Annotated in this window: 10 protein-coding genes; 8 read left to right on the forward strand and 2 right to left on the reverse strand. The window is 60.5% G+C overall.

What is annotated here, in order from left to right; genetic code table 11:
- From hflX to PQR62_RS04380, 6 genes are all read left to right on the forward strand, one after another.
- Complete coding sequence (hflX, locus tag PQR62_RS04355; RefSeq protein ID WP_408155184.1) at positions 1 to 1,125, forward strand: GTPase HflX; 1,125 nt, start codon at positions 1 to 3, stop codon at positions 1,123 to 1,125.
- Between the two features lie 63 nt (positions 1,126 to 1,188).
- Positions 1,189 to 2,544, forward strand: a complete 1,356-nt coding sequence (hflK, locus tag PQR62_RS04360) for an FtsH protease activity modulator HflK (RefSeq protein ID WP_408155186.1) — start codon at positions 1,189 to 1,191, stop codon at positions 2,542 to 2,544.
- Positions 2,544 to 3,434 carry a protease modulator HflC gene (gene hflC, locus PQR62_RS04365; protein WP_408155188.1) on the forward strand — a complete coding sequence of 297 codons (891 nt, stop codon included), beginning with the start codon at positions 2,544 to 2,546 and terminating at the stop codon, positions 3,432 to 3,434. The genes hflK and hflC overlap by 1 nt, the downstream gene beginning before the upstream one ends.
- A gap of 292 nt (positions 3,435 to 3,726) precedes the next feature.
- Entirely contained in the window at positions 3,727 to 4,887 is a 1,161-nt protein-coding gene (locus PQR62_RS04370) for an ATP phosphoribosyltransferase regulatory subunit (protein WP_408155190.1), read from the forward strand.
- 3 nt (positions 4,888 to 4,890) lie between these two features.
- Positions 4,891 to 6,204 (forward strand): adenylosuccinate synthase, encoded by a 1,314-nt coding sequence (locus tag PQR62_RS04375; protein ID WP_408155192.1) that lies wholly within the window; start codon positions 4,891 to 4,893, stop codon positions 6,202 to 6,204.
- Between the two features lie 35 nt (positions 6,205 to 6,239).
- Positions 6,240 to 6,770 (forward strand): phosphoribosyltransferase, encoded by a 531-nt coding sequence (locus PQR62_RS04380; protein WP_408155194.1) that lies wholly within the window; start codon positions 6,240 to 6,242, stop codon positions 6,768 to 6,770.
- Between the two features lie 96 nt (positions 6,771 to 6,866).
- On the opposite strand, the gene PQR62_RS04385 is transcribed toward PQR62_RS04380, so the two are convergent.
- Together PQR62_RS04385 and PQR62_RS04390 are read right to left on the reverse strand one after the other, a co-directional pair.
- Positions 6,867 to 7,958 (reverse strand): SDR family oxidoreductase, encoded by a 1,092-nt coding sequence (locus tag PQR62_RS04385; RefSeq protein ID WP_408155196.1) that lies wholly within the window; start codon positions 7,956 to 7,958, stop codon positions 6,867 to 6,869.
- Positions 7,959 to 8,016: 58 nt separating this feature from the next.
- Positions 8,017 to 9,198 carry an MFS transporter gene (locus tag PQR62_RS04390; RefSeq protein ID WP_408155198.1) on the reverse strand — a complete coding sequence of 394 codons (1,182 nt, stop codon included), beginning with the start codon at positions 9,196 to 9,198 and terminating at the stop codon, positions 8,017 to 8,019.
- Positions 9,199 to 9,378: 180 nt separating this feature from the next.
- Between PQR62_RS04390 and PQR62_RS04395 the strand changes: the two genes are divergently transcribed.
- Together PQR62_RS04395 and PQR62_RS04400 are read left to right on the forward strand one after the other, a co-directional pair.
- Complete coding sequence (locus PQR62_RS04395) at positions 9,379 to 10,260, forward strand: LysR family transcriptional regulator (RefSeq protein ID WP_408155200.1); 882 nt, start codon at positions 9,379 to 9,381, stop codon at positions 10,258 to 10,260.
- A gap of 84 nt (positions 10,261 to 10,344) precedes the next feature.
- Complete coding sequence (locus PQR62_RS04400) at positions 10,345 to 16,371, forward strand: alpha-2-macroglobulin family protein (protein WP_408155728.1); 6,027 nt, start codon at positions 10,345 to 10,347, stop codon at positions 16,369 to 16,371.
- Positions 16,372 to 16,419: the final 48 nt, after the last annotated feature.

A 16,419-nucleotide genomic window follows, 5' to 3' on the forward strand; every position in this document is an offset into this window, starting at 1 on the left:
ATGCGTGCCGCGTTAGTCGGCCTGGATTTCGGCAAGAACGATTTTGCCGCGAGTCTGGATGAATTGTTTTTGTTGGCAAAATCCGCTGGGGCGGAACCGGTGATCACCATCACCGGTCGCCGCGCCAGTCCGGATGCAGCATTGTTCGTGGGTTCCGGCAAGGCTCAGGAAGTCGCTGACGCCGTTGCCGATCTCAAGCTCGACATCGTCATCTTCAATCACGCTTTGTCTCCTGCTCAGCAGCGCAATCTTGAGCGCGTGCTGAAGACGCGCGTGCTCGATCGTACCAGTCTGATTCTGGATATCTTTGCACAAAGGGCCAAAAGCCACGAGGGCAAGGTTCAGGTCGAGCTGGCGCAATTGCAGCATTTGTCGACCAGGCTGATTCGCGGGTGGACTCACCTTGAGCGGCAGAAGGGCGGTATCGGTCTGCGCGGTCCGGGTGAGACGCAGTTGGAAACCGATCGCCGTTTGCTCGGCGACCGGGTCAAGGCGCTGCGTGCCGTGCTTGAGAAATTGCGCAAGCAGCATGCCACACAAAGGCGTGCGCGCGGTCGTAGCGAAACGTTTTCGGTGTCGCTGGTGGGTTATACCAACGCCGGCAAATCGACGATCTTCAACGCGTTGGCGAAAGCCGGCGTGTACGCCGCCAACCAGCTGTTCGCCACCTTGGATACCACCTCGCGCAGGGTCTATCTGGGGGAAGTGGGGCACGTAGTCATCTCCGATACGGTGGGCTTCATTCGCGAACTGCCGCACCAACTGGTGGCAGCGTTCCGGGCCACGCTGGAGGAAACGATTCATGCGGATCTGCTGCTGCATGTTGTTGATGCGGCAAGCCCGGTGCGAATGGAGCAAATCGAGCAGGTCAACCTTGTTCTGAAAGAGATCGGGGCGGACCATATTCCGCAGATTCTGGTGTGGAACAAGATCGATGCCGCCGGCCTGGAGCCGTCGGTCGAGCATGATGAGTATGGTAAAATCCAGCGGGTTTTTGTCAGTGCGAAGTCTGGTGCTGGCTTGGATTTGCTGCGAGAAGCGGTGGCCGCTTCGCTGCGGGCTTCGCTGGATGCCCGGGGACGCAGTCGGTCACAGCCTGTCGATTCAGAAGATATGCACGCGTGAAGCAGGGAAGGCGCGCATTCTTCCAGATTCCTTTAACCAATAACTACAGCCGGATCGCAACGCATGCTTGTTTCATTATTCAAAAAAATTGGTGTGAAATTTTCGCTGAACGATCCTCAATGGGGACGCGGTTCGCAAGATGACAACCGTCAAAATCAGAATAACGGCAATAACGGCGACAAACGTCCGGAAAAGCCAAGCGGCAATGATGGCCCGCCGGATCTGGATCAGCTTTGGCGTGATTTCAATCAGCGCCTGAACGGCATGTTTGGCCGCAAGAAGGGCGGCGGCAACGGCGGCAATTCAGACAACGGTGGCGGCGGTTTCAATCGCGGCGACGTCAAGGGTGCCGGCATAGGCATAGGCGTGATTGCGCTGATCGTTGCTTTCCTGTGGCTGGCCAGCGGCTTCTTCATCGTGCAAGAAGGCCAGACTGCGGTCGTCACCACTTTCGGCAAATACAGCCACACCACGCTGCCGGGTTTCAACTGGCGCTGGCCTTACCCGATTCAGGGTCACGAGATCGTCAACGTCTCGCAGGTTCGTACCGCTGAAATCGGCTATCGCAGCAGCGTGCGCAACAAGCAACTCAAAGAATCGCTGATGCTGACCGACGATGAAAACATCATCGACATTCAGTTCGCGGTGCAATACAAACTCAAGAACGCTGCGGAATGGCTGTTCAACAACCGCGATCCGGATGACTCCGTGCGCCAGGTCGCCGAAACTGCCATTCGTGAAATTGTCGGTCGCAGCAAGATGGACTTCGTCCTGTATGAAGGCCGTGAAAAGGTTGCACTCGACGTCAACCAGCGCATGCAACAGATTCTGGACCGCTACAAGTCCGGCGTGCAGATCACCAACGTGACCATGCAAGGCGTGCAGCCGCCTGAACAAGTCCAGGCCGCATTTGACGATGCAGTGAAAGCAGGTCAGGATCGCGAACGTCTCAAGAATGAAGGCCAGGCTTACGCCAACGATGTGATTCCGCGTGCCAGCGGTGCCGCTTCGCGTCTGCTGGAAGAGGCCGATGCTTATCGCTCACGTGTCGTGGCCAATGCCGAGGGTGATGCCGCTCGCTTCAAGCAGGTGCTGGACGAATACCAGAAAGCACCGGCCGTCACCCGCGATCGCATGTATCTGGAAACCATGCAGCAGATCTTCGCCAACACCACCAAGGTCATGGTTGACTCCAAGAACAATAACAACATGCTCTATCTGCCGCTGGACAAACTGATCCAGCAAACCGAAGCGCAGCCGCAAGCGGGCAAGCAGCCGGCTACTGGCGCTGCCGCAGGTGCAGCAGCTTCTTCGTCTTCAAATGTGACTTCAGGAAACGACACAGTGTATTCAACCGATCCGCAACGAGACGTGAGAACCCGGGATCCGCGCGAGTCGCGTGAAAGGGAGGTGCGATAATGGGCCGCCTCATTTCTTCAGTCATTGTCGTTGTCGTTGCGCTCTGGCTGTTTTCGTCTACCATTTTTGTTGTCGATCAACGCCAGTCGGCGATCGTGTTTGCACTCGGTGAAGTCAAGCAAGTCATCAACGAACCCGGTCTGCATTTCAAGCTGCCGCCGCCGTTCCAGAACGTGATGTATCTGGACAAGCGGATCCAGACGCTGGATACCCCGGACGCCGACCGCTTCATCACCGCTGAAAAGATGAATGTGCTGGTCGATGCCTACGTCAAGTGGCGCGTTGTTGATCCTCGCCTGTATTTCGTCAGCTTTGGTGCAGATGAGCGTCGCACTCAGGATCGTCTGTCGCAGATCGTCAAGGCCGCGCTGAATGATGAAATCACCAAGCGCACCGTGCGTGAAGTGATCTCCGGCGAACGCAATAAGGTGATGGATGCGATTCAGTTGCGTGTGGCGGCGGAAGCCAAGCAGATCGGGGTCGAGATTATCGATGTGCGTCTGCGTCGGGTCGATTATGTTGAGCAGATCAATAACTCGGTGTTCGAGCGCATGAAGTCGGAGCGGGTACGCGTCGCCAATGAGCTGCGCTCCACAGGTGGTGCAGAATCTGAAAAGATCCGTGCCGATGCTGATCGTCAGCGCGTGGTGATTCTGGCGGAAGCCTATCGTGAATCCGAAAAACTGCGCGGTGCCGGCGATGCCAAGGCTTCGCAGATTTATGCACAGGCCTTCGGTCAGAATCCGGACTTCTACAAGTTCTATCGCAGCCTGGAAGCCTATCGCGCCAGCTTCAAGAACCGTCATGATCTGATGGTGGTGGACCCGAATTCGGAATTCTTCAAATACTTCAAAGGCGTCGGAAACAACAGCGTTAGCCCGAAGAAGTAACTCAACAATGTAAAATGCGCGCTTGGATCTCGAATCGGAGATCGCCGCGAGGGGATTGATGCCGCTGGTCTGGGGCATCTTTCCTTTTTTTTGTGGAGACCTTGTTCTTCACACGGCTCCGATGCGGCCTTGGTTGCAGACTTGGCGATCGATGCCGAAATGCAAATGTCCATGAATTCGGTCGTGGTGCTTGCGCTGCACGGCATGTATGTTCGCTGCGGCATGTATCGATCTGATCGAAGCAAACTGAATTGCCGCAGCACACTTTTTCTTTTCCTGATTGATTCGCTTTATGCCTAACTGGCTTCTTCCTGAAAACATTGCCGATGTCTTGCCGTCAGAAGCGCGCAAGATTGAGGAGCTGCGCCGCCGCCTGCTCGATAATTTCCGCCTGTACGGCTACGAAATGGTCATGCCGCCGCTGCTTGAATATTTGGAATCCCTGCTGACCGGCGCCGGTCAGGACACCGACCTGCGTACCTTCAAGCTGGTCGATCAATTGTCCGGCCGCACGCTGGGCGTGCGCGCTGACATGACGACCCAGGTGGCGCGCATCGACGCCCACTTGCTCAATCGCGCTTCGGTCACCCGTCTGTGCTATGCCGGCAGCGTGCTGCATACGCGGCCGTCCGGCCTGCACGCCACGCGTGAGCCGGTGCAGATCGGCGCTGAAATTTATGGTCATGCCGGCATCGAAGCCGATGCCGAAATCCAGGAGCTGGCCTTGAACTCGCTGGCGCTGGCCGGCATGCAGGAAGTGCGGCTGGATCTGTGCCACGTCGGCGTGCTGCGTGCGCTGATTGCCAATGATGCCGCCGCGCGCGGTCAGGAAGCCGCCTTGTTCGGCCTGCTGGAGTCCAAGGACGTGCCGGGTCTGCGCGCCATTTCCAACGCCTATCAGCCGGCTACACGCGATGCCTTGCTGGCGTTGCCAGGTCTGTACGGCGATATTTCGGTGATCGCCAAGGCGCGTATCACCTTGCCGGCACTGCCGGGCATTGCGCGTGCGCTGGATGAGTTGCAAGCGCTGGCTGAACTGGCCGGCAGCGTGAAGGCGGCCAACGTCACCATCGATCTGGCCGACCTGCGGGGGTATCATTACCACAGCGGCGTGATGTTTGCGGCCTATGTGCCAGGCCTGCCGAACGCGGTGGTGCGCGGCGGCCGTTACGACCACGTCGGCGAAGCATTTGGCCGGGCGCGTCCAGCGACCGGCTTTTCTATGGATTTGCGCGAACTGGCTCGTCTGATGCCAGGCGCTGAAAGAAAACGCGCGATTCGCGCGCCTTGGGGCACCGAAGCCGGTCTGCGTGAGAAAATAGCGGAATTGCGTCGGGCGGGGGAAATCGTGATCCAAAGCCTGCCGGGCCACGAAAACGACCAAGACGAGTTCGATTGCGATCGCGCAGTCGAATTCAGCAATGGAAATTGGATTATCAAAATTTTGGGCTGAGTCATGTTACAGAATAGCAATGCAAAGAATGTCGTCGTCATCGGTACACAATGGGGCGACGAAGGTAAGGGCAAGATCGTCGATTGGCTGACCGATCACGCGCAAGGCGTGGTGCGTTTCCAGGGCGGCCACAATGCCGGCCATACGCTGGTCATCGGCGGTCAGAAGACTGCTCTGCAACTGATTCCATCGGGCATCATGCGCCCTGGCGTGGCTTGCTACATCGGCAACGGTGTGGTGCTGTCGGTGCCGGATCTGCTGCGTGAAATCGACAAGCTGGAGGCTGCCGGCGTCGAAGTCGCCTCGCGCCTGAAGGTGTCGGAAGCCTGTCCGCTGATCCTGCCATATCACGTGGCGCTGGACGTGGCGCGCGAAGCGGCACGCGGCGAAGCCAAGATTGGCACCACCGGCAAGGGCATCGGCCCGGCCTATGAAGACAAGGTGGCGCGCCGCGCCATCCGCGTCGCCGATCTGCTGAACGAAAAGCGTTTTGCCGAAAAGCTGCTGGCCAATCTGGATTACCACAACTTCGTGCTGACCCAGTATCTGAAGACCCAGCCGGTCGATTATCAGAAGACGCTGGACGATGCGCTGTCCAACGTCGAACGCCTCAAGCCTATGGTCAGCGATGTCTCCAGCGACCTGTACGCTGCGCACAATAACGGCGGCAAGATCCTGTTCGAAGGCGCGCAAGGCAGCCTGCTGGACGTCGATCACGGTACTTATCCGTTCGTCACCTCGAGCAACTGCGTGGCAGGTAATGCTGCCGCAGGCACCGGCGTCGGTCCAGGCATGCTGCATTACATCATGGGCATCACCAAGGCTTACACCACACGCGTCGGCTCCGGCCCGTTCCCGGCAGAACTGCCTACCGACGTCGGCGTCGGCAAGCATCTGGCTTCGGTCGGCCACGAGTTCGGCACCGTTACCGGTCGTGCGCGTCGCTGCGGCTGGTTCGATGCTGCGCTGCTGAAGCGTTCGGTGCAGATCAACGGCGTCACCGGCATGTGCCTGACCAAGCTGGACGTGCTGGACGGTCTGGACACCCTGAAGCTGTGCACCGGTTACAAGCTCAACGGCAAGCATGTCGACATCTTCCCGGTCGGCGCTGAAGAAGCCGCCGGTTGCGAACCGATCTACGAAGAAATGCCGGGCTGGAAAGAAACCACCGTCGGCGTCAAGACGCTGGACGGCCTGCCGGCAACCGCGCGCGCCTACATCAAGCGCATCGAAGAACTGGTCGGCGTGCCTATCGACATGATTTCCACCGGTCCTGACCGCGAAGAAACCATCGTGTTGCGCCATCCGTTCAAGTAATCCGATCACCTGCAAGAAAAGTAAAAACAAGCAAGATGAAGATCTCCGACGATAAAGACCTGTGGGTCTCCTGGGATGACTACAATCGCCTGATCGAACGGCTGGCACTGAAGGTGCATGAGTCCGGCTGGCAGTTCGATCAGGTACTGTGTCTGGCCCGTGGCGGCCTGCGCCCCGGCGATGTGATGTCGCGTATTTTCGATGTGCCGCTGGCGATCCTGTCGACCAGTTCCTACCGCGAAGCGGCTGGCACGATTCGCAGCTCGCTCGACATCGCCAAGTACATCACCATCACCAAGGGCACGCTCGGCGGTCGCATTTTGCTGGTGGATGATCTGGTGGATTCCGGCGTGACGCTGCAGAAGGTGGTCACTCATCTGAAGGAGCACTATCCTGCGGTGACCGAAATCAAGTCGGCGGTGTTGTGGTGGAAGGCTTGCTCTGTCGTTGAGCCTGATTTCCATATCGACTATCTGGCGACCAATCCCTGGATTCATCAGCCTTTCGAAGACTACGACAGCCTTGGTCCGCATCAGCTGGCGGCGTGGGTCAAGAAGGGTTCCTGAACGGGCTTGCCTAAGCCGGAGTTGCCGAGATTCATGCGGTGCTGCCATGTAAAAAGAGCTTGCTTCGGTAAGCTCTTTTTTTTCGGCTTGCGCCGTTCAGGGAATGACCTTGCGCGCCCGCAGATCGTCGAACAGGCGATAAAACATCTGTTCGCTTTCCACATATTCATGAAAGCCGAAGCGCCGCGCCTTGCTGCCGTCGCCGAACATATCGTAGTCCCACGAGAACACGAAATCGGCGAAATCCCAGCTTGATAGCGCGCCGTAGTCATGCGCATGCAGCCCGTGTGCGGCCACGATGGTTTGCCACAGCGGCGCCTTGTCGCGCATCACCTCGCCCAGTTTCAGGGGCAAGGCGGGGCCGACTTCCATCCCGAAATAGTGTGCAATCTTCGGCCACATCTCGCTCCAGCGGAAGAGGTCGCCATTGCCGATATTGAAGGCCTGATTGGCGCAACGCACATCATTCGCGGCCCACACCGTAGCCTGCGCCAGCAAGCCGTCATCGGTCATTTCAATCAGCTTGTCATCAGCGCCTGGCTTGCCGGGAAAGCGCAGCGGCAGGCCCAGCTGTTTCGAGATGGAGGCGTACATCGCAATCGCCAGGGCCAGATTCATCGGGTTGCCGAGCGTGCTGCCGCCCACCACCGCCGGACGTATCGCCGACCAGTTCCAGCGGCTGCCTTGCGCCTGTTTGTCTTGCAGATAACGCTGCTGATCGAACATGAACTCGGGCGGCATGAAGTGCGCATCGCTCTCGCGCGCCGGCGTCTTGAACGGGCCCAGATGACCACCGTAGACCTTGTAGCCCTGCATCAGGCTGATGTGCTGCACGCCGGCGTCTACGGCTTCCAGTGCTTCGACCACGTTGCGCAGCATTGCCATGTTCGGCGCCACCAGTTCCGCCCAGCCTGGCCGGTGCTGATAGGCGGCATAAAACACATGCGTAACCTGTTTCAGGTCTTTCAGTGCGGAGCGTGTTGCCGTTTCCTCCAGCAGATCGATGGCGATGTGGCGCAGGCGCTCATGTCGGTCTGATTCGTTTTGCTCACCGCGTCGCGACAGTCCGACGATTTGCCAATCGGCGTCGCTCAGCAGATGCCGGATCAGGCGGCTGCCGATCACGCCGTGGGCGCCGACCACCAGTGCCACTTTTTCAGATGCTGGTGTTTGCGTTTGTGATGTCATCTAGCGCCTCCGCTGCAAGTTTTCGTTTGCTCTTCAATATTCCGCATGTGCCGTCCGGTCAGGCCATGCGACGGTCTGCGGCCAGTACCTTGGCGCCACGGCCATCCAGCTTCCAGCTGATCAGCGCCACGACTGCGCCGGCGGCGGTCATCAGGGCTGCCACGTAGGCCACCGAATGCAGGCCCGGGCCATGATCGATGGTCACGCCGCCCAGCCAGGCGCCGGCTGCATTGCCCAGATTGAAGGCGGCAATATTTACCGACGAAGCCAGATTCGGCGCGCCATCGGCCTTGGCCAGCACGCGCATCTGCAGCGGCGGCACGGTGGCGAACGAGGCTACGCCGAGCAGGCCGACGCCGATGATGGCTGCGATCTGGTTGTGGCTGCTCAGACCGAACACTGCCAGCACCGCGGCCAGCAACAGCAGGCTCATCACCAGCGTCGGCATCAGGCGTTTATCGGCCAGCTTGCCGCCCAGCAGATTGCCGATCACCAGACCGACACCGAACAACAGCAGGATGGGCGACACCGCGCCGGCCGGGAAGCCGCTGATCTCGGTCAGAATCGGTGCGATATAGGTGAAGGCAGTGAATACGCCGCCGAAACCCAGCACCGTCATCAGCAGGCCCAGCAGCACCTGCGGACGACCCAGCACGCGCAGTTCATGCGACAGATCGGCCTGCGCATCCTTGCCTTGCGAACGCGGCACCAGATAGGCGGTGGCCAGCAGGGCGATGATGCCGATCACGGTCACCGCCCAGAACGTGGCGCGCCAGCCGTAGGATTGGCCGAGCCAGGTGCCGAAGGGCACGCCCAGCACGTTGGCGACGGTCAGGCCGGTGAACATCAGGGCGATGGCGGAGGCCTGTTTTTCCTTGGGCACCAGGCTGGTGGCGACCACCGAGCCGACACCGAAGAATGCGCCATGGGCAAACGAGGAGACTACGCGGGCGATCATCAGCGTGGTGTAATCGGGCGCCAGCGCACAACCCAGGTTGCCGATGACGAAGATCACCATCAGGCTCAGCAGCAGCGTCTTGCGCGGCAGCTTGCCGGTGGTGGCGGTGATCAGCGGGGCGCCGACGAATACGCCCAGCGCATAGCCGGTGACCAGCAGGCCGGCGGAAGAAAGCGTGACGCCAAGATTGTTGGCGACCTCGGGCAGCAGGCCCATGATGACGAATTCGGTGGTTCCTATCGCGAAAGCGCTGATGGTGAGCGCCCACAAGGCAATTGGCATGATGACTCCGGAGTGAAGGGTTAAATGGTTCAGGTCGTCGGCAGCGCTGGATCGCTACGGTGCGAATCCGCCAAGGTACAAAGCTGCAGAGGCTGTTTTCCAACGATGAAGCATTGTGCCCAATTGCTTTGTTGAGAAAAACACCGTTAAAATCAAAAAATATTTGATCTGGAGTCAAGAATGGCGATTCAATCGGAAGAAATGCGCATCTTTATCGCCGTGGTCGAGGCCGGCAGCCTGAGCGCCGCGGCCGAAGTGCTGGATCAGACCACTTCCGGCGTCAGTCGCGCCTTGTCGCGGCTGGAAGAAAAACTTGGCACCAGTCTGCTGACGCGCACCACGCGCCGCATGGATCTGACCGAGGAGGGGCGGACCTTTCTGGATCAATCGCGCGCCATCGTCGCCGCCATCGAGCAGGCCGAGGATTCGGTGCGCATCTTCAGTCAGAAGCCGGTCGGCAAGCTGAGGGTGGATGCTTCGGCGCCTTTCATGCTGCACTGTATCGTGCCGCATGTCGGCGCCTTTCGCGAAGCGTATCCGGAGATCGAGCTGGAGCTGACCACCAATGATCGTTTCATCGATCTGGTGGAGCAGCGCACCGACATCGCCATCCGCATCGGCGAATTGCAGGACTCGACCTTGCACGCCAAGCCGCTCAGTTCGGCACGGCTGAATCTGGTCGCCAGCCCTGAATACCTTCAGCGTTTCGGCGAACCGAAAACCGTGGCGGCGCTGGGCAAGCATCGCCTGATCGGTTTCACCCAGCCCGACTCGCTGAACATGTGGCCGCTGCGCTACGAAGAGGGTGATCGCTATCCGGCGCAACTGGCGCTGCGCGCCTCCAGCGGCGAAACGATACGGCAACTGGCCTTGCATGGGCAGGGCATCGCCAGCCTGTCCAATTTCATGTCGGATGCCGACATCGCAGCCGGGCGTCTGGTCAAGCTGCTGGAAAAATCGTACAGCGGCTACCAGCAAAAGATTCAGGCTGTTTATTACCGCAATACTCAATTATCGAGACGTATCACTTGTTTTCTTGATTTCCTGCAATGTAAGCTCTGAGTCCGAACTGAAATCGGGCAGGCATGGTCTAGAGCAGGTTCGCCAAAAATACAAACGGAGAAAACAATAATGAAGTCGATGCGCATGCACGGGGTCTTGTCTGTCAGTCATGAAAACATCAACCAGGCCATAGCCTCATCATATGCAAGGCCGCATTTGACATCCTTCTATGCGTCGTCCGTTTCTTTGTTCCAGCGTCTGCGCCATTCGTTCGCCGTCGCCCTGCAAGGCAAGGCCCTGAGTCTGAGTTTGCTGCTGGCAGCAGGCGTCATCGCCGGCGGCACGATTTCTCCGACCTCTGCATACGCCGCCAATGCCGCCGTGTCGACGTTTTCTCCGCAGGGTGAAGTCGCGCAGGTGCGTCAGGTGCGTGCGCGTTTTTCCGAAGCCATGGTGCGCTTCGGCGACCCCAAGGCGGCTGCGCCTTTCGATGTCGATTGTCCGGTGGCCGGCACCTCGCGCTGGGCCGACGACAAGAACTGGATTTTCGATTTCGAGCGCGATCTGCCGCCCGGCACGCGTTGCAGCTTTAGCGCCCGGACCGATTTCAAGAGCGTGGCCGGCAATCCGGTCGGCGGCAAGAACCGGTTTCAGTTCAATACCGGCGGCCCGGCCGTCACGCGCGTCCAGCCCTATGCCGGCGCGCTGATTGAAGAGGAGCAGGCTTTCATCCTGATTCAGAACGGCGCGGCGACGGCCGCCAGCATCCGCGAGCATGTGTATTGCGAAGCCGAAGGCGTGCACGAGCGCATCCCGGTCAAGTTCGTATCGGACGCCGATCGCAAGGCGCTGCTGAAGGAATTCGCCAACGATGTCGATCCGGCGCTGGTCAGCGTGCTGCAGTGTCAGCAGCGTCTGCCCAATGACGCCGAGATGAAACTGGTGTGGGACAAGGGCATCGCCGCTGCCGGCGGCGCCGGTATCGTCACCACTCAGCCGCGCACGTTCAAGTTCAAGGTGCGGCCGGAATTCAGCGCCAGCTTCAGTTGCCAGCGCGAGAACGCCAATGCCGCCTGCGCGCCGATTCTGCCGCTGACGCTGTCCTTCACTTCGCCGGTGTCGCGCAAGCTGGCGCAGGGCATCGAACTGAACGCCGGCGGCAGCAAGTTCAAGCCGCAGCCCGATAACAACAGCGGCAGCGGCGATGAAGAAGTCGGCTCGGTCACCTTCAAGCCCCCGTTCCCGGAAAAATCCGAGTTCACCATCACGCTTCCTTCGGGCTTCAAGGATGGCAGCGGACGGCCGCTGGCCAATGCCTCGATGTTCCCGCTGAAGTCGCGCACCGCCGATTTTCCGCCACTGGCCAAGTTCGCCGCAGCGCCTTTCGGCATCATTGAGCTGAATGCCGATCCGACCTTGCCGGTGACCTTGCGCAGGGTCGAAGCCGGTCTCACTGTGCGCGGAGCCGACGGCAAGACCTTGCCCGGCAAAGTGGCCGACATGAAGGTTGATGGCGACAAGGGCATCATCGCCTGGATGCAGCGCCTGAACCGCTATCACGAAAAATGGGGCAGCAGCGATCCCAAGCAGATCGACAGCCGCAGCATCAGTTTGCTCAGCAAGGAATCAGGCGTGCGCAAGCTCGACCTGCCGGCGGTGAAGGATGCCAAGGACGGCAGCTGGCCCTTCGAAGTGGTCGGCATTCCACTCAAGGATCCGGGTTTCTATGTGGTCGAGCTGGAGTCGCAAAAGCTGGGCGCGGCGCTGCTCGGCAAGCCGCAGCCCATGTATGTGCGCACCAGCGCGCTGGTCACCAATCTCTCGGTGCACGTGAAACTGGGCCGTGAAAACGGCGCGGTGTGGGTGACGCGCCTGGACAATGCCAAACCGGTGGCCGATGCCGATGTGCGCGTCTCGAACTGCAAGGGCGATCAGATCTGGCAGGGCAAGACCAACGCCAGCGGCATCGCCATGATGCCGCCGCTGGAAGATGCCTGCGAGCGACTGCCATATGAAGAAGGACGCTTCAACGGTCTGTTCGTCAGCGCCCGCAAGAGCGATGAAAAGGGCCGTGCCGACATGGCCTTTGCATTGACTTCATGGAACGACGGCATCGAAAACTGGCGCTTCAATCTGCCGGTCAACAACGACAAGATTTCCACCGCGCGCGCTCACACCATCTTTGATCGCACTTTGCTGCGGGCCGGCGAGACGGTGTCGATGAAGCACGAATTCCGCGTGCAGAACATGCAGGGTTTCGGTCTGGCCAAGAGCGGCGATTTGCCGACACGGGTGCGCATCATGCACGAGGGCAGCGGCCAGGAATATCAATTCCCGCTGCGCTGGCGCGGGCAGAAGAATGCCGAGACGGTGTTCGCTCTGCCCAAGGACGCCAAGCTCGGTTCATATCAGGTGATCCTCGATAGCGGCGCCGTCAGCAACAAGCCGCCGCAGGGCAATGCCGATGCGGCGGACGGCGACGAGGAAAGTCGCGGCGATGGCGAGGGCGGCAGCCGCTCCTTCTACACCGGCAACTTCCGCGTCGAAGAATTCCGCCTGCCGCTGATGCAGGGCCGCATCACGCCGCCCAAGGGCGCGCTGGTGGCGGTCAAGGAAATGCCGCTCGACGTGCAACTGAATTATCTCAACGGCGGCGGCGCCTCCGGCCAGTCGGTGCAGATCAGCAGCATGCTGCGCAAGCGCAGCGTGTCGTTCAGTGCATACGATGGTTTCTCCTTCGAACCGCCCACCGACGAGCAACGCAGCAGCGCCGAAGAACAGAAAATCGTCGCCAACAAATTGCCGGTGACGCTGGACAAGAGCGGCAGCGGCAAGACCGTGATCCACAATCTGCCGGTCGGCGGCGACGTGCGCGAATTGCTGACCGAGATGACCTACAGCGATCCCAACGGCGAGATTCAGACCATCTCCAATGTCACGCCGCTGTGGCCGTCGGCGGTGATGATCGGCGTCAAGGCCGGCAGTTGGGTGTCGGTCAAGAAGAAGCTGACGCTGAGCGCAGTGGCGCTCAGCACCGCGGGTCAGCCGCAGGCCGGCGTGCCGGTGGAAATCCGTGCGGTGTCGCGTCAGACCAATTCGCACCGCAAGCGCATGGTCGGCGGTTTTTACGCTTACGAAAATACTGAATCGTCCAAGGACCTCGGCAAGCTGTGCTCTGGCAAGAGCGACAAGAACGGTTTGTTCATGTGCGATACCGAGTTGAGCGAAGCCGGCAATGTCGAGCTGATCGCCACCGCCAAGGATGCCGCCGGCAATGTTGCGAGCGCCAAGTCTGCGGTGTGGGTGACCAGCCAGGGCGAGCTATGGTTCGACGGCGAGAATCAGGATCGCATCGACATCCTGCCGGAAAAGAAAAACTATCAGCCGGGCGACACCGCCAAGTTCCAGGTGCGCATGCCGTTCCGCTATGCGACCGCGCTGGTGGCAGTCGAGCGCGAAGGCGTGATGGAAACCCAGGTGGTGCAACTGAGCGGGCAGGACCCGACCATCAGTCTGCCGATCAAGGCTTCCTTTGGCCCTAACGTCTATGTCTCGGTGCTGGCGGTGCGCGGCCGCATGCGCGAGGTGCCCTGGTATTCCTTCTTCGTCTGGGGCTGGAAAGAGCCGGTCAACTGGTGGCATGAGTTCCACGAATATCAATCGCCGGGGCCGGTCATCGACCTGTCCAAGCCGGCTTACAAGTTCGGCATCGCCGAAATTTCGGTGGGTGACGCCGGTCACAAACTGCAGGTGGCGCTGAAGAGCGACAAGAGCGCCTATCCGATTCGCGCGCTGGCCAAGGTTGACGTGCAGGTCAATCTGCCCGACGGCAAACCGGCGGCCGGTGCTGAAATCGCGCTGGCGGCGGTGGACGAGGCGCTGCTCGAACTGGAACCCAACCATAGCTGGGAGCTGTTGGAAGCCATGTTGCAGCGGCGCAGCTACGGCATCGAAACCTCGACTGCGCAGATGCAGGTGGTCGGCAAACGCCACTACGGCAAGAAGGCCACCCCGGCCGGCGGTGGTGGCGGCAAGGCGCCGACCCGCGAGCTGTTCGATACCCTGTTGCTGTGGAAGCCGAATCTGGTGCTGGACGCCAACGGCCATGCGCAGATCGACGTGCCGCTGAACGACGCATTGACCTCATTCCGCATCGTCGCGGTGGCCGAGAGTGGCGCCAGCCTGTTCGGCACCGGTAGCGTCAGCATTCGCTCGACGCAGGATGTGCAATTGATTTCCGGTCTGCCGCCGCTGGTGCGTGAGGGGGATAGTTTCAGCGGCGCGGTGACGGTGCGCAATACCACCACGCATGCGATGCAGATCAAGGTGACGGCCAGGGCCGGCGGCATCGGCAGTACGGCGCCAGTCGCGCTGAACTTGCCGGATGCGGTGGTCGCCGTACCCGCAGGCGAATCGCGTGAGGTGGCGTGGCCGGTCAGCGTGCCGCAGGACATCGGCCAGCTGGCATGGGAAATCAGCGCGCAGGAGCAAGGCGGGCAGAATGCACGCGACGCCATGAAACTGAGCCAGCGCGTGGTGCCGGCAGTGCCAGTCACGGTACAGCAGGCGACGCTGTTCCAGCTCGATAAGAGCGCCAGCATGAGCGTGGCGCAACCGGCGGACAGCCTGCCGGGACGCGGCGGTCTGAGCGTGGCGCTGCGACCTTCTCTGGCCGGCGGCAGTGAAGGCATCACGCGCTACTTCGCCACGTATCCCTTCTCTTGCCTGGAGCAGCAGACCTCCAAGGCGATCGGTCTGCGCGACGCCGCCATGTGGCAGAAGGTGGCGACCGATCTGCCCACCTATCTGGATGGCGATGGTCTGGCGTATTACTTTCCGCCTGCCGACAGCGGTGCCCGGCGCGGCAGCGATACGCTCACGGCCTATCTGCTGGCGGCCACCAATGAAGCCGGCTATGCGATTCCGCAAGCCAGTCGCGACAAGATGCTGGATGCGCTGAGCAACTTTGTCGAAGGCCGCATCACGCGCGATTTCTGGTCGCCGCAGAAGGATCTGGACGTGCGCAAGCTGGCGGCGCTGGAAGCCTTGTCGCGCTTCAATCGCGTGCAGCCGGCGATGCTGGGTTCGCTGCAGATCAATCCCAACCAGTGGCCGACTTCCGCCGTGCTCGACTGGATCGCTGTACTGCAACGCGTGAGCGCGCTTCCGGATCGTCAGCGCAAGCTGGATGAAGCCGAGCAGATCCTGCGCGCGCGTCTGAATTATCAGGGCACGCGCATGGGCTTCTCGAACGAAGAGGGCGATTACTGGTGGTGGCTGATGAGCAATGGCGACTCCAATGCCAATCGTCTGATCCTGCTGGAGCTGAACAATCCGGCCTGGCGCGACGACATGCCGAAGATCGTCGCCGGCGCCATTCAGCGTCAGCAGCGCGGTCATTGGAGCACCACCACCGCCAATGTCTGGGGCAGCCTGGCGCTCGATAAATTCGCGCGCAAGTTCGAGTCGGAAAAAGTCACAGGCACGACGCGCGTGGCGCTGGAGCAGAACGGCGCGGCACCCGTCAGTCAGAGCTTCAGCTGGAATGCGGCTGAGGGCGGCAAGCTGCAATTGCCGTGGCCGAAAGCGACAGCTGCTGCTCCTGCACCGGCAGCGACTGTCGGCGCAGCGATGGCCGGCGGTGCAGCCAGATTCACGCAGGACGGCGGCGGCAAGCCCTGGATCACGCTGCAAAGTCTGGCTGCAGTGCCGCTGAAGCAGGCCTTCTCCAGCGGCTATCGGATCACGCGCAGCGTCGTGCCGGTGGAGCAAAAGACCAGCGGTGCGTTTACGCGCGGCGACGTCTTGCGAATTACGGTGGACATCGACGCGCAGTCCGACATGAGCTGGGTGGTACTGAGCGATCCGGTGCCGGCAGGCGCCAGTTTGCTGGGCTCCGGACTGGGCCGCGATTCGGCGATTTCACGTTCCGGTGAAGACGATGGGCGTTCGCGCGGCGATGCCTGGCTGGCCTATGAAGAGCGCAGCTTCGAAGCCTATCGCGCCTACTATCAGCGCATGCCCAAGGGCCGCACCAGCATCACTTACACCGTGCGGCTGAACAATGCCGGCGAATTCAATCTGCCGCCGACGCGGGTCGAAGCGATGTATGCGCCGGAGATGTTCGGTGAATTCCCGAATCAGAAGCTGGTCGTGAAAGCGGCGCCCTGATCGCCATGATTTCTGTGCCGATCAGCCGTAACTTTTTCTATCTGAGCC

Source organism: Herbaspirillum lusitanum (assembly GCF_046025995.1).
GTDB classification, from domain to species: Bacteria; Pseudomonadota; Gammaproteobacteria; order Burkholderiales; family Burkholderiaceae_D; genus Herbaspirillum; species Herbaspirillum lusitanum_A.